General features: G+C 70.0%; 11 protein-coding genes. 7 read left to right on the top strand and 4 right to left on the bottom strand.

Annotated elements, in window-relative coordinates; all coding sequences use genetic code 11:
• Positions 1 to 35 precede the first annotated feature (35 nt).
• Positions 36 to 329, bottom strand: a complete 294-nt coding sequence (locus tag MUY14_RS07195; protein WP_247021975.1) for a transposase — start codon at positions 327 to 329, stop codon at positions 36 to 38.
• 99 nt (positions 330 to 428) lie between these two features.
• The gene (locus MUY14_RS07190; RefSeq protein WP_247021974.1) at positions 429 to 719 is read right to left on the bottom strand and encodes a hypothetical protein; all 291 of its coding nucleotides are present in this window, start codon (positions 717 to 719) and stop codon (positions 429 to 431) included.
• Positions 720 to 853: 134 nt separating this feature from the next.
• Between MUY14_RS07190 and MUY14_RS07185 the strand changes: the two genes are divergently transcribed.
• The gene (locus MUY14_RS07185) at positions 854 to 2,377 is read left to right on the top strand and encodes a recombinase family protein (RefSeq protein ID WP_247021973.1); all 1,524 of its coding nucleotides are present in this window, start codon (positions 854 to 856) and stop codon (positions 2,375 to 2,377) included.
• Here MUY14_RS07185 and MUY14_RS07180 read toward each other — a convergent pair.
• Positions 2,324 to 3,448 carry a TRM11 family SAM-dependent methyltransferase gene (locus MUY14_RS07180; protein ID WP_396126761.1) on the bottom strand — a complete coding sequence of 375 codons (1,125 nt, stop codon included), beginning with the start codon at positions 3,446 to 3,448 and terminating at the stop codon, positions 2,324 to 2,326. The genes MUY14_RS07185 and MUY14_RS07180 overlap by 54 nt on opposite strands.
• Positions 3,445 to 4,083: a hypothetical protein gene (locus tag MUY14_RS07175; RefSeq protein ID WP_247021971.1), complete on the bottom strand. Its 639-nt coding sequence runs from the start codon at positions 4,081 to 4,083 to the stop codon at positions 3,445 to 3,447. The genes MUY14_RS07180 and MUY14_RS07175 overlap by 4 nt, the downstream gene beginning before the upstream one ends.
• Before the next feature lie 621 nt (positions 4,084 to 4,704).
• Here MUY14_RS07175 and MUY14_RS07170 point away from each other — a divergent pair.
• The 6 genes from MUY14_RS07170 (at position 4,705) to MUY14_RS07145 (ending at position 13,636) form a co-directional block, all read left to right on the top strand.
• A complete protein-coding gene (locus tag MUY14_RS07170) occupies positions 4,705 to 5,580 on the top strand; it encodes a sigma-70 family RNA polymerase sigma factor (protein ID WP_247021970.1) in 876 nt (291 codons plus the stop codon).
• Between the two features lie 179 nt (positions 5,581 to 5,759).
• Entirely contained in the window at positions 5,760 to 6,065 is a 306-nt protein-coding gene (locus MUY14_RS07165) for a pilin (RefSeq protein WP_247025077.1), read from the top strand.
• 504 nt (positions 6,066 to 6,569) lie between these two features.
• The gene (locus MUY14_RS07160) at positions 6,570 to 8,264 is read left to right on the top strand and encodes a hypothetical protein (protein WP_247021969.1); all 1,695 of its coding nucleotides are present in this window, start codon (positions 6,570 to 6,572) and stop codon (positions 8,262 to 8,264) included.
• 10 nt (positions 8,265 to 8,274) lie between these two features.
• Positions 8,275 to 9,312: a PrgI family protein gene (locus MUY14_RS07155; RefSeq protein ID WP_247021968.1), complete on the top strand. Its 1,038-nt coding sequence runs from the start codon at positions 8,275 to 8,277 to the stop codon at positions 9,310 to 9,312.
• A gap of 5 nt (positions 9,313 to 9,317) precedes the next feature.
• Entirely contained in the window at positions 9,318 to 11,144 is a 1,827-nt protein-coding gene (locus MUY14_RS07150) for a VirB4 family type IV secretion system protein (protein WP_247021967.1), read from the top strand.
• Entirely contained in the window at positions 11,141 to 13,636 is a 2,496-nt protein-coding gene (locus MUY14_RS07145; RefSeq protein WP_247021966.1) for a type IV secretory system conjugative DNA transfer family protein, read from the top strand. Before MUY14_RS07150 ends, MUY14_RS07145 begins: the two co-directional genes overlap by 4 nt.
• Positions 13,637 to 13,656 lie beyond the last annotated feature (20 nt).

The raw sequence follows: 13,656 nt of genomic DNA, 5'->3' as shown, positions 1-13,656 counted from the left end.
GGTAGCTGGCGCTCTAGGGCGTGTCCTGGGGATCTTCATCGGAGATGAAGGATGATGCAGGCAAGGACGATTTCGGCCCGGTGATAGGCAGCTCGTTTGGCGTATCGGGTTGCCAAACCGCGGAACTGCTTGAGCCGGTTGAAGCAACGCTCGACAACGTTGCGGAGCTTGTAAAGCCCGGAGTCGAAAGCCGGCGGCCGGCCACCAGCTGAGCTCTTGGCCTTGCGGCGGGCGATCTGGTCGGCGCGTTCGGGAAGGGTGGCCTTGATCCTGCGCGACCGTAACGCCTGCCGGGTGCTCGGATGGGTGTAGGCCTTGTCGGCCAGCACCGGTCCGACCCTCACCGCTGCCCATCCACCTCGAGATCCCGGATTTCGTCCAGCAGTGGCAGCAGCTGCGGGTTGTCCCCCGCCTGCCCGGGGTGAGGATCACCGCCAAAGGCAGCCCGCCGCATCGACGGCCAGGTGAAGCTTGGTGGTCAGCCCTCCCCGGAACGTCCGACGCATTCCCCGTCGATGGCGAGGTCTTCGATCCAGTCCGCGCAGCCCTTTTTTCCGGGCGCCGGCCGCGTGCTGATGCGCCCGGACGCTAGTGGAATCGACGCTGATCACGAACTCGACGTTGTCCTCCAGCGTATCCAGGGAGTCGTCTTTTACGATCACGTGCTCCAGGATTCGGTCCAGGTCCCGTCCGCGGTCCACTACAACCAGATACCTCACAGCGCTGACGGTGATCGATCGGGGGGACGTGAAATAAGCGCTGACATTGCCAAAGGCTTGACCTCTAGCCGCCTACCGCCTCGAAAGAGGTACCTCTCTAGCCACGGGATTCCGCGTCACAGATCCTGGTGACTATGGCTGGCAAAGGCATAGCTGCTGAGGATCGAGCGCAGCGCCATAGGCGTCCTGCTGATCCCTGGGCAGAGCTCGACGCCCTCTGGGGGAACACGCAAGCCTCGACCACGGAACCGAGCATCCAATCGTTCGCGTTTTACGGCAGATGCTCCACCGAGGACCAACAAGACCCAGCAACCTCCCGCAGCTGGCAGTTGCGCAACGCATGCCGGTTCGTCGAACCGCTCGGAGGCCAAGTCGTCGAGGAGTACTTCGACATCGGCCAGTCCCGATCTGTCCCGTGGCATCGCCGCCCCGAGGCGGGTAGCCTGCTCGACACACTCAAGGCCACTTCCCGTCGATGGACGGCGGTAGTCGTCGGCGAAGGCACCCGCTGCTGGTTCGGCAACCAGTTCTCTCTCACCGCACCCCGTATGGCCGCCTACAATGTCGAACTCTGGGTCCCCGAACTTGGCGGCCCCTACCAGCCTCGCAACCCTTCCCACACCATGCTGATGAGCCTTCTCGGCGGCATCAGCGAATCCGAACGCCAACACGTACAAGCCCGCGTCCGCGCATCCATGGACGCTCAAGTCATCAGCGAAGGCCGCCACGAAGGTGGACGCGCACCATACGGCTACATCGTCGTCGACGGCGGACCCCACCCCCACCCCCGCAAAGCCGCCGACGGCCTTCAACTACGCATCCTCCACATCGACGAGGAAGCAGCTACGATAGTCCGGCGTATCTTCGCCGACTACCTCCGCGGACTTGGTGACCAAGCCATTGCCACCGGACTCAACCGCGACCACATCCCATGCCCCTCTGCCCGCCACCCAGAACAGAACCCACACCGCCGCGGCGACGGCTGGCTCGGAAGCACCATCCGGTCGATTCTTGAGAACCCTCGATATACCCGCTACGCCGTCTTCGGCCGCTGGACCAAGACCGAAGTTCTCCTCGACCCAGATGACGTCTCCGCTGGCCACACCGTGCGATTCCGGCGAGCGCCGCCCGACCGAGTGGTCCGCTCCCGGCTGCCAGGACACCCCCCGATCATCACTGTCCAGGAGTTCACCCAGGTACAGCTGCTCCGGCGCGCGAAGACCCTTGCGGGACGAAGCAAGACCGAACGTCACGGACGCCGCACCCGCCACGCCTACTCATTGCAGGGCCTGATCCGATGCGCCGTCTGTGACCGCAAGATGGCGAGCTCAACAACTGGCCCGCACCACTACTACCGCTGTGTTCCCCGCTCGCCGACCAAGCCGGCTACCCATCTCCACTCGATCTCAGTCAGAGAAGACAGCGTGCTCAGAGCCGTGAACACATGGCTGGCGGAACTCGGCATCTTCATCGCGACAGCTAGTAGTACAGAGTGCCCCCGCGTCACTACGGTGGCGACTCGCGACTGCGGCGACATGACCAAGCCATACCGCGATCTTGACTTGATTGTTATCTACGACTATCGCACCGCGATTCTTGACATATCAGTTCGGTCCTCCAGAGCCGACACGCGGCTGCACAGCAGCGCCCAGCTGTGAGGGACCAGGATCGCAGCCACCGTTTGCCGCGATGACATCGCCCTTACGAGTCGCATCGGCAGCAGATCGCTCGACTGGCCTGCGGAGCACGACGACGTCCTCGTGCGCGATCAGGTGCAGTGGCAGTCCGGCCTCGCGTTGCTTGCGGATGAAGTCGCGTTGGAAGAAGCTGCCGCGTGCGACCAGCTCGGTGTCGGCGACGCGGGCGAGAAGGGCGACGCACCGCTCGACCTGGACCAGTCCGGCCGCGACGCCGCAGGCGATGACCTGCGAGGGCAGGTCGATCAGCTCGGCGTGCTCGCGCCACGGCCGGACCGTGATCGCCACGTGGCCACCAGGGCGCAGGACACGGGAGCATGCGGTGAGGATGCGGGTGAAGCCGGCCAGCAGGCGGTGGTGGCCAATGTTGGCGAGGTTGCCGCGGTCGAGCGCACTGCCGTAGCGGTAGTGGCGCTTGCTGACCTTGTCGACACCTGCCTCCCGGTTCGTGCTGACCAGGCCGTGCACCGACGGCCCGTACGGCGGCGACGTCACCACCAGCGCAACCTGGCCGACGTACTCGACGGGCAGGAGGGCTTCGAGCTGGCGGGCGTCGCCGCGGATGACCTGACCGTCGTGGTCGTGGCCGCGCTTGCGGGCGAAGCGGAGGTTCGCGCGGGCGATGTCGGCCCAGTGTTGCTCGTACTCGACGCCGACCGCGCGGCGGCCGCGGTCGATCGCCTCGACCAGCGTGGTGCCGATTCCGCACATCGGATCCAGCACCACCTCGCCCGGCTTCGTGTAGTGCTCGATAGCGTGCGCGGCGACGGCGGGCAGCATCTTGGCCGGGTGCGCGGTCGACTCCGGCACGTACCGGCCCTTGCGTTGCGCGGCCGGCGACGTCTGCGCAGTCGCCCACACCGACACCGGCAGCTGGCCGAAGTTCGTCGGGGCGTCGGCGGGCGGGGTGGTGTCGAGGGCGTCGATGAACGCGCGGGACAGCGGCATGGTCGGCTCGTCGGCCGTTGACGGCGTGGTGTTCGGCTGGGTGGTGGTCATGGCGGTGCCCGTGCCTTTCGGTTGGCTGGTCATCGGAGGTCTTCCGGCTGCGCGGCGTCGGCGTGGGCTTGGGCGAAGACGAGGACGTCGCCGTGCGCCCGCGCGTGCGTCATCGGTGCGGCGAGCTCTCGGCCGCCGGGTACGAGGTCGGTTGGGGCTGTCGCAGCGGGTGGCTGCAGTCGGCAGTTCCGGATGGGGGTGTGGAGGGTGACGATGTGCTGGAGGTAGAGCAGGTCGGCGTTTTGCGCGGCGGCGATCATCAGTCCTGACGGGTCGATCAGCCGGCCACTCGACCAGTCGCTGTGGGTGTAGACCGCGAGAATTCCGCCGAAGGCGAGCGCCCGGCTGGCCGTGATCGCCAGTGTCTCCGCAGAGCCGTCGGCTCCGTGGTCCGGCGGCAGCGACGTGATGACCAAGTCCACTCGCTCGTCGGCCGATAACCAAGCCAACGCCGCCTCGCCGCTGACGGACACCTCGATCGCGGTCAGCAGTTCGAGCTTCGTGATCGCGGCATGGCGACCGAGCGCGTCCACGGCGTCGAGCGCAGCATCCAGTTCGCCGACGCTGGCTGCGCGGCTCGCGACCTCCTCAACGGCCGGCCATGGCGCGAGCAGAACCCGAGCGCCGGGTGCCGAAAAGCTAGACGTAATGGTCTCGATGATCGGCACCGGCCAGGCGGCTGCCGGGTCGATCGGGTCGGGCCCGGCTGTCCACGCCGTCGGCGGAATCGGCGCGAGTTCGCGGCTGGTGGCCGCTCGGTTCGGGGAGCGGCGAGTGCGCGCGCTCGAGGCGACTGGATCCGGAGCGCCCGGGTACGGGATGCCGTTGACGGGCCGGGTGCGTTGCGGGCGGGTCGAGTCGTCTCGATTGGACGGCCGATTGGTCGAGGACGGCGGGCGTCGAGTCACGAGCGGAACCTCCGGGGCGGGCCACCGACCGATCGAGTCGGTGGCTTCTGCGCGGTCGCCGGCTAACTCCGGCAACGAGGCCGCCAAGAGACACCATCACGTCGGACCCCCATTTTTTGTCCGGCGGCCGAACCTCTGTGGCGGATTCCGAGCTGGTCAGCTGCCGGATCGGCCCCTGATTTCGAGGTCGGGGTACGCGTGTGAAACGGCTTTGAAGCGGCTTTATCACGCCTCTGACCTGGTCTTGAAGCGGTTTTGAGGCGCTCCGGCGGGCTTCCTGGCGACGTTACTTTCCGCTCGTTCAGGAGTGCCGCCATGGACCAGCCCTCGTCACCGAAACACCCCGCCAGTCCGACGACGCGTCCGCGTGGCGAGCCTGGTGTGTTCGATACCGCCCGCACCGCCTTCGCCTGGCTGGTCACCGGACCACATCCGGTCGCCCTCGACGGCCGCCAAGTCGGCGGGCTGCCGCCGCGGCTGGTGCCGCTGGACGAAGTCGGTCGGCTGACCGTCGCGAAAGGATGTCCACAGCAGACCCGGGACGCGGTGTGGACGGCACTCGTGACGCGGTCCCGTGCCGAGGGCGGCACGTGGACGGTCGCGTGCGTCGGGCTGGCACTGCCGGTGCTGCTGCCGATCGCGGCCAAGCTGACCAACCGGTTCCGCGGCGAAGTCCACGACATCCACGCCGCGGTGCTCACCGGCTTCCTCGAAGCCCTGGTCGACGTCGACCTCACCCGGCCCGCGATCCTCGTCCGGCTGCGCTGGGCCGCCTACCGCGCCGGCCACCGCGCCCTGCGCGAGGCGCTCGACGCAGCAGCCCCGGTCGCCGACCTCGGCGCACGCGCACCCGGGCCCGAGCACGCCGGCGGACACCCCGATTTCGTTCTGCTCGCCGCCGTCTATGCCGGTGTCCTCACCGCCGCCGAAGCCGCGCTCATCGGCGACACCAGGTTCGGCGAGCTGTCACTCGCCGAGGCGGCGCAGGCCCGCGGCCAGACGTACAAGGCAACGCAACAGGCCCGGCACCGCGCCGAACGCAAGCTCGCCGAATACCTCAGCGAGAGCGACACGGCAACGCGCCCGAAGTCACAGCGCGGCGTCGCCCGCGAACCGGAGAAGACGCGGCGTCCGGTGTCTCCCCGATCACCGAAATCCGGAGTTGGTGACCGCGGGACGCGAGTGCCCGCCCGCCCTCGCCCATCCCGGTCCACGTCGGAACCGGGCGCCGTTCAGGAGGCGTCCTCATGCGACTGATCACCCACCACCCCGGTCACCGCACACCCACCCGCCGACCACCGAACCGGCACAGCCACCGCACAACAGCTCGAGTTCCCGCTCGCGCAATGCACTGCCGCCGGCCCGGTTCTGTGCCGAAAGCTCCGATCTCTCCAACACGATCGCGTCGTCGCCCGGTCGTCGAGCTCGGCTGCACGCTGGCCGCCGCGGCGCTGCTCCTCGGTAGTTCCGCCGCGCACGCGGAGACTGTGCAGTACGTCGCGCTCGCCCAGTCCGTCGATCAGGTCCTGTCCAACATCCGCTCGTGGATCATGGGCATCCTCGCCGGCGTCGCGCTCGTCTTCCTGACCATCGGCGGGCTCCGCTACCTGATGGCGTCCAACGACCCCGGCGAAATCGAGAAGGCCAAAGGCGCGTTCAAGGCCGCCGGCATCGGGTTCGGTCTCGCCGCCCTCGCGCCGCTCGTCGTCGAAATTCTCAAGACCATCGTCGGCGGGGTGTAGACGATGTCCGCCCACGCCTCACGTTGCATGCTCGCACCGGGGCACCCCGTCCGGTCTCGTCGACGCCGCTCGTTCTGGCTCATCGCCCTGGCGGCATTGCTCACGACCGTGCTCGGCGGCGGCGCGTCCAGCGCAGCCACCGCCGGCCCACGACACACCGGCGCCGCCCAGCTCGCTCCGGCACAGCCGCCGTTGCCGCTGCCACCCAACCCGGCGTGCGAGCCGGGTTCCGCGGAACCGGCATGCCACCTTCCGAGCGCGAGTTCGGTCCCGTCGATTCCGGCGACTCCCCTGCCGCCGATCACCGCGCTGCCCGCGCCGCCATCATGCTTCCCCGGCTCGTTGGATCCCGGCTGCGCGCCAGCCACCAGCTCGCCGTGTCAGGGACCGAACTGCATCCCGCAGCCGTCCACGCTCGTGCCGAGCACGCTACCGTCGGCCCAGGTGCCAGATGGCCCCGGCGGCGACGCTGCGGAGTGCGGGCTGACCGACCTCACCAGCTGCATGGTCGTCGCCGCGAGCGCATTGCTCGCCGCGGTCGTCGCCGCCGGGATGAACCCTCTGCTGGACCTGCTCGGCAAGACGCTGCTCACCACGCCGGAGCCGGATCAGCTGCCCGGGCTCGGCGCAATTTGGGTCGGCTCGTGGCACATCCTGCTCACCGCCTACGTGATCCTCGTGCTGCTGGCCGGGCTGATCATCATGGGCTACCAGACACTGCACGCCCGCTACACCGTCAAAGAACTCGCCCCGCGGCTCGTCGTGGGTTTTCTCGCCGGGACGCTGTCGCTGTTCCTGATGACCAAAGGCGTCCAGGTCGCCAACGCGCTCTCGGCCACGGTGCTCGGCGAGGGCGTCGACCCAGCGCAGATGACGCGTAGCTTGATCACGATGGTTCAGGGCTCCCTGCACGGCGGCGGCATCTTCCTCGGCATTCTCGGGCTCGTCCTGGTGGCGATGCTGCTGGTCCTGCTGGTGGTCTTCGTCGTGCGGGTGATGGTGACGATCCTGCTGGTCGCCGCCGCGCCGATCGCGCTGATGTTCCACGCCCTCCCCCACACCGAAGGCATCGCCTACCTCTGGTGGAAAGGCTCCGGCGGCGTGCTGGCCATCCAGGTCGGACAGTCGTTGACGCTCGTGGTCACCGTGCGGGTGTTCTTCGCACCCGGCGGGTTCACCCTCTTCGGGCCGTCGCTCTCGTCGCTGATGAACCTGCTGCTGTGCATCGCGCTGATGTACGTGCTCATCAAAATCCCGTTCTGGTTCCTCGCCCCGCTCCGCTCCGGCCGCCCTTCCCTGCTCGGCCGGATCGCGCGCGGCGTCATCGCCTACAAGACGATGGGCCTGCTCTCCGGCGCAGCAGCCAGCCGCGCCACCTCGCGAGCTCGCGTCGCCGGGCCGAGCGCGCCGCCGGATCCGCCGGCGACTCGGTCCGGACAGTTCATGCTGCCGATGAAATTGCGACGCGCCACCCGCTCGCGCCTGAACCCGCGCCGCGGGTGGGACGAGCTCCCCCGCGCCGGTGCGCTCGACGGAACGCCGGGGCCGGGTCAGCTGTCGTTGTTCACGACGCGCACCGGCGACTCGACGGTCCGGGCCAACCCGCGCGCGCTGCCGCTGAAGGACCTGCCGAACGCGCTGCCCGCCGACCAGCTCGGGTTGCCGATCACCGTGCGCCGCGATCCCGACCGAACCCCGCGGCGCACGCTCGCCGACGACCTCGCCGCGCCCACTCCCACCGCTCGGCCAGCGCGTCAGCCGGGACTGCTGACGCCGGACGGGCGGATCAGCCGCAACGCGCGCCCGCCGGCGAAGCTGCCGAACGCGCTGATCGCGCCGAGCGCGGGCATGCTGCCGATCCACCTCCCGCCGCAAACACCGCGGCCCGCACGACGCAGCCTCGCCGACGAACTCGGCAACCCAGGCCGAACCAACCGCGTACCGCAGACCGGGCCCGGCCTGATCACACCCTCCGGTCAGATCAACCGTGCGGCACGCGCCCACCGTCGTCCTGCGCCCGATGCCTTCAGCGGGAACCGGTCACTCGCGTCCGGGCAGTACCCACTCCCCCTCGGTCTCCGCCGCCAGCCGAAACCCGAATTGCCAGCAGCACCGGCACCAGTGCGCAAGCGCACCGGGAACCAGCTGCCTCTGCCGCTGAATCTGCCGCCGCGGCGACGCCGCCCCAAGTCGAAGTGAGGTAGCGCTCATGTCCCGTCCCGTGCGCATTCCCGCCGACGTCGACCGCCCCGACCGCGTGCTCGGCCCGCTCACCGCGCGGCAGCTGACGATCCTCGGCGTCACCGGACTGCTGCTCTACGCCCTCTACGGCGCCACCCGTAGCTTCCTGCCGCTGCCGCTGTTTCTGCTCGTCGCGATCCCGATCGGACTCGCCGTCGCCGTCGTCGCGCTCGGCCGCCGCGACGGCGTCCCGCTCGACCGTCTATTGCTGGCCGCGGTCCGACAGCGGTTCACCCCGCGCCGCCAGGTCTCCGCGCCGGAAGGTGTCGGGCCGGTGCCGGCCTGGCTGGCTGCCGAGTCGGAGGAGGACGACGTGGCGCCGACGCCGCTGGAGCTGCCCGCCCGCGGGGTCGACGACGGGACGACCGCCGGGGTCGTCGACCTCGGCGATGACGGGCTCGCGGTGATCGCCGCGTGCTCGACGGTCAACTTCTCGCTGCGCACGGCCGCCGAACAGGAAGCGCTCGTCAGCTCGTTCGCCCGCTACCTGCACTCGCTGACCGCACCCGTACAGTTCCTCGTGCGCGCCGAACGGCTCGACCTCGCCCCGCAGATCGACCAGCTGCGCGACCGCGCCGGCGGACTCCCCCACCCCGCCCTCGAAGCCGCCGCGCTCGATCACGCGGACTACCTCGCCCAGCTCGGCCAGCACGCCGACTTACTGCGCCGCCAAGTGCTGCTCGTTCTCCGCGAGCCCACCCGCTCCGCCGTCGTCGACAGCGTCAGCTCGACCCTCGGCCGCCTCCGGCGACGGCCCGCAGCACCCACGGTCGATCACGCGACGCGCCAGGCCGGCGAACAGCGTCTCGCCCGGCGGCTCAACGAGGCGGTCGAGCTGCTCACCGCGGCCGGGATCGTCGTCACCGCGCTGGACGCGGCGACCGCGACCGGCGTGCTGGCCGCGGCGTGCAACCCCGACACCTTCCTCCCGCCCTCGGCCGCACTGGCCGGCGCCGGCGACGTCGTCACCGCCGCCGACTTCTACGACGACTTCGAAGACAGGTGAGCAGCATGTCCCGCACCCAGCCACCCCGCTCGGCGGCGGCGTTCACGCCGGACTCGCTGTCGATCGGCGCACGGCATCTTGAGGTCGGCAACGAATGGGTCGCCTCCTTCGGCGTCACCGGCTACCCGCAGGAGGTCTACCCCGGCTGGCTCGCCCCGCTGCTGACCTACCCCGCCCGCCTCGACGTCTCCGTCCACGTCCAGCCCGTCGACCCGGTCACCGCCGCCAGCGGCCTGAAGAAGCAACGGGCGCGGCTGGAGTCCTCCCGCCGTCACCACGCCCGCCACGACCAGCTCGACGACCCGGACCTCGACGCGGCAGCCGACGACGCCGCCGACCTGTCCCGCCGCATCGCCCGCGGCGAAGGCCGGCTGTTCAAGTTCGGCCTCTACCTGACCATCCACGCCCCCGACGAGCAGGCGCTGGCCGAGGAGGTGTCGGCGCTGCGGTCGCTGTGCGCGTCGCTGCTGCTGGACGCCAAACCCGCCACCTACCGGTCGCTGCAGGGCTGGGTCACCACGCTTCCGCTCGGGCTGGACTCCCTCGGTCTGAAAAGGACGTTCGACACTGCCGCCGCGTCCGCCGCGTTTCCTTTCACATCACCGGACCTGCCCGCGACGGATCCGACGTCGAGCTCGCCCAGCGGCGTGCTCTACGGCTACAACGTCGGCTCCCAAGGCCTGGTCCACTGGGACCGCTTCACCTGCGACAACCACAACTCCGTCGTCCTCGGCCGATCCGGCTCCGGCAAGTCCTACCTGGTCAAACTCGAAACCCTGCGCAGCCTGTACCGCGACATCCAGGCATTCGTCATCGACCCCGAAGACGAATACGCCCGACTCGCCGACCAGGTCGGCGGCGCCTACGTCCACCTCGGCGCCGGCGGCGTCCGGCTCAACCCCTTCGACCTGCCCATCCACACCACCGCCACCGGACGCCGGACCGCGCCGCAGGACGCGCTGACCCGGCGGGCGTTGTTCCTGCAGACCGTGCTCGCCGTGTGCCTCGGCGCCGAGCTGACCGCCGGCGAACGCGCCGTCCTCGACACCGCCCTCATCACCACCTACGCCAACACCGGCATCACCACCGACCCGCGCACCTGGACCCGACCAGCACCGATGATGCGCGACCTGCGCGACGTCCTCGCCGCTGCCGGCGATGCCGTCGCCGCGGACCTCGCCGCTCGGCTGCACCCGTTCGTCGACGGCGCCTTCGCCGACCTGTTCTCGAGCCCCACGACCACCACCCCCGACGGCCACCTCGTCGTGTTCTCCCTGCGGGACCTACCCGACGAGCTCAAGGCAATCGGCACCCTGCTTACCCTCGACGCGGTCTGGCGACGGGTCTCCAACCCGGCCGACCGGCGCCGGCGGCTGGTGGTCGTCGACGAGGCGTGGCTGCTGATGCAGTCACCGGAGGGTGCGAAGTTCCTGCACCGGATGGCAAAGACGTTCCGCAAGCACTGGGCCGGACTCACCGTCGCCAGCCAGGACATCGAGGACTTCCTGCGCAGCGAGCTCGGCCGCGCGATCGTGACTAACGCCGCCACCAGCGTGCTGCTGCGCCAATCCCCGCAGGCGATCGACCAGATCGCAGCCACCTTCAACCTCTCCGAAGGACAGCGCCAGTTCCTACTCACCGCCGACCGCGGCCAAGGCCTGCTCGGCTCCGGCACCGAATGGGTCGCCTTCCAAGCGCTCGCGTCACCGACAGAGAACGTCCTGGTCACGACCGATCCCACCGAACTCGCCGAGATCGCCTACGACTTCGGGGACCCCACAGTCGGGGATGTCATCGACCTCGGCCCAGCCGGGTCGGAGGTCGCACCATGATCTGGCAGGAGGGGTGGATCGGCGACTACCTGACCGATCCGTGGAGCGCGACGCACCAGCTGCTCGCCGGCGCCCTCGACGAGGCATTGCGGTGGACGCCGGTTGCGCTTCCGGTGCTGATGATCGCCGTAGCGGGCCAGGTGGTGGGTCGGCGCTGGTGGCGAGGCAGGTGCCATGCCGCGCTGCTGGCTGACGCGCGGTGCGTCACCGTGCTCGCCCCGCCGACTGTCGATCCTGCCGGCGGCGTCCTGCTGTGGTCCAACCTCGTCGGCCTGCTGCGGCCGCGCTGGCGGCGGTGGTTCACCGGCCAGCCGCACCTCACGTGGGAGTACCGGTTTTCCGAGCACGGCGTCAGCCTGCGGTTGTGGGTTCCCGGTGTCATCCCGCCGGGGCTGGTCGAGCGGGCGGTCGAAGCCGCCTGGCCCGGCGCCCACACCCGCGCGGTCGTGGCCGACCCACCGTTGCCCGAGCCGAAGGCTGGTCTGCGGGCGATCATCGTCGGCGGTCAGCTGCGGCTCGCGCGGCCGGAGGCGTTGCCGATCCGGACCGGGTTCGACGCCGACCCGATCCGCGGCTTGCTCGGCGCGCCCGTCGGCCTCGGACGCGGCGAGTACGCAAGTGTGCAGGTCCTTGCACGACCGGTCACCGGCCGACGGGTCAGCCGAGCGCGTCGCGCCGCCCGGCGGGTGCATGCCGGCGCGTCGGGTCGGCTCGGCGGCCGCGTGCTCGACCTCGTCACACCGGGCGCGGCGGCAACTCGTCCCGGGCGGACTCGTGACGCGCGGCGGATCAGCCAGGACCCGCAGCTGTCGCTGGAGTACTCCGCGCAGAACCGGGCAATCGTCGGCAAGCAGCGCGGCTCCCAGTACGAGGTCGTCGTCCGCTACGCCGTCACCACCCACCTCCCGGCCGACGCCACCGAGGCCGACGTCCGGCGGACCCGGGACACCGCCCGCGGCCGCGCCCACGCACTCGCCGCGAGCTTCGCCGCCTACACCGAGCACAACCACTTCCACCGAGCCCGCCTTCACCACCCATCTCGCACGCTCGGCATTCGCCGTCTCGACCGCGGCGACCTGCTGTCCGTCCCCGAGCTGGCCGCGATCGCGCACCTACCTGTCGACGCCGAAATCCCGGGCATCGAGCGCGCCGGAGCCAAAGCCGTCGCGCCACCGCCGGGCATCGCGGTACCCGGCCCCGAGGTCAAGCCGCTCGGCATCGCCGACACCGGCCACGCCCGCCCCATCGGGTTACGCGTACCCGACGCCCGCCACCACCTGCACGTCCTCGGCGCTACCGGCTCCGGGAAGTCGACCCTGCTCGGGAACCTGATTCTCGACGACGCGGATGCCGGCCGCGGCGTCGTGCTCATCGACCCCAAGGGCGACCTGGTCACCGACGTCCTCTCCCGGCTCCCCCGCGAGGCTGCGGACCGGGTCGTGCTGTTCGACGCCGACTCCAGGCAACGCCCGCCCTGCCTTAATCCCCTTGAAGGCGGCGAGACCGACCGTGAGGTCGACAACCTTGTTTCGGTGTTCCGCCGCGTCTACTCCGCGTTCTGGGGTCCGCGCACCGACGACCTCATGCGCGCTGCCTGCCTCACCCTGCGCGCCCAGGACGGCGTGCCGACCCTCGCCGACCTGCCCAAGCTGCTGACCAGCGAAGCCTTCCGCGCCCGGATCACCGGCGGGCTCACCGACCCAGTGTTGGCCGGGTTCTGGGAGTGGTACGACGAGCTGACCGACTCCAGCCGCAGCCAGGTCATCTCCCCGCTGATGAACAAGCTGCGCGCCTTTCTGCTGCGGCCGTTCGTCAAGGACGCCATCGCCGGCGGCCGCTCCACCGTCGACATGAACCAGATCCTGAACGAGGGCGGCATCTGCTTGGTTCGGATACCGAAAGGTTCACTCGGGGATGAGACGACCCGGCTTGTCGGCTCGTTGGTCGTGGCCCGGACCTGGCAGGCCACCACCGGCCGCGCCCGCGTCCCCCAGCGCGAACGCCCGGACGCCTCGCTGGTCATCGATGAGTGCCACAACTTCCTCAACCTGCCCTACCCGATCGAGGACATGCTCGCCGAAGCCCGCGGCTTCCGGCTCTCGATGACGCTCGCCCACCAGCACCTCGGCCAGCTTCCCCGCGAGCTCAAGGAAGGCATCTCCACCAACGCCAGGTCGAAGATCTTCTTCAACGCCTCCCCCGAGGACGCCCGCGAACTCGCCCGCCACACCACGCCACGGCTGTCCGAACACGACCTCGCCCACCTCGGCGTCTACCACGTCGCCGCCCGGCTCGTGGCCCACGGCGCCGGGACCGAGCCGTTCACCATGACCACCACCCCGATGCGCCCCGCCGTCCCCGGCCGCGCCAAAGAAATTCGCGCTGCCCTCCACAAGAGCAGGCCTTCGCCGTCGAGGCCCGCCGGCGCCCCGGCTCCGCCGAGCCGGCCGACGCGAGACCGCAAGACCGACCCGCGCCGCGCCCCGCTCTGACGCCCCCTTCGGAGGTCCCC

Source organism: Amycolatopsis sp. FBCC-B4732, from assembly GCF_023008405.1.
In the GTDB taxonomy this organism is placed as follows: Bacteria; Actinomycetota; Actinomycetes; order Mycobacteriales; family Pseudonocardiaceae; genus Amycolatopsis; species Amycolatopsis pretoriensis_A.
The sequence above is the reverse complement of the archived record's forward strand: the minus strand, read 5'-3'. Positions and strand labels throughout refer to the sequence as shown.

Coding starts and splice junctions, on each gene's coding strand:
- MUY14_RS07185 (WP_247021973.1), top strand. CDS start 854: ATGGCTGGCAAAGGCATAGCTGCTGAGGATCGAGCGCAGCGCCATAGG.
- MUY14_RS07180 (WP_396126761.1), bottom strand. CDS start 3,448: ATGACCAGCCAACCGAAAGGCACGGGCACCGCCATGACCACCACCCAG.
- MUY14_RS07160 (WP_247021969.1), top strand. CDS start 6,570: ATGGTCGTCGCCGCGAGCGCATTGCTCGCCGCGGTCGTCGCCGCCGGG.
- MUY14_RS07155 (WP_247021968.1), top strand. CDS start 8,275: ATGTCCCGTCCCGTGCGCATTCCCGCCGACGTCGACCGCCCCGACCGC.
- MUY14_RS07150 (WP_247021967.1), top strand. CDS start 9,318: ATGTCCCGCACCCAGCCACCCCGCTCGGCGGCGGCGTTCACGCCGGAC.
- MUY14_RS07145 (WP_247021966.1), top strand. CDS start 11,141: ATGATCTGGCAGGAGGGGTGGATCGGCGACTACCTGACCGATCCGTGG.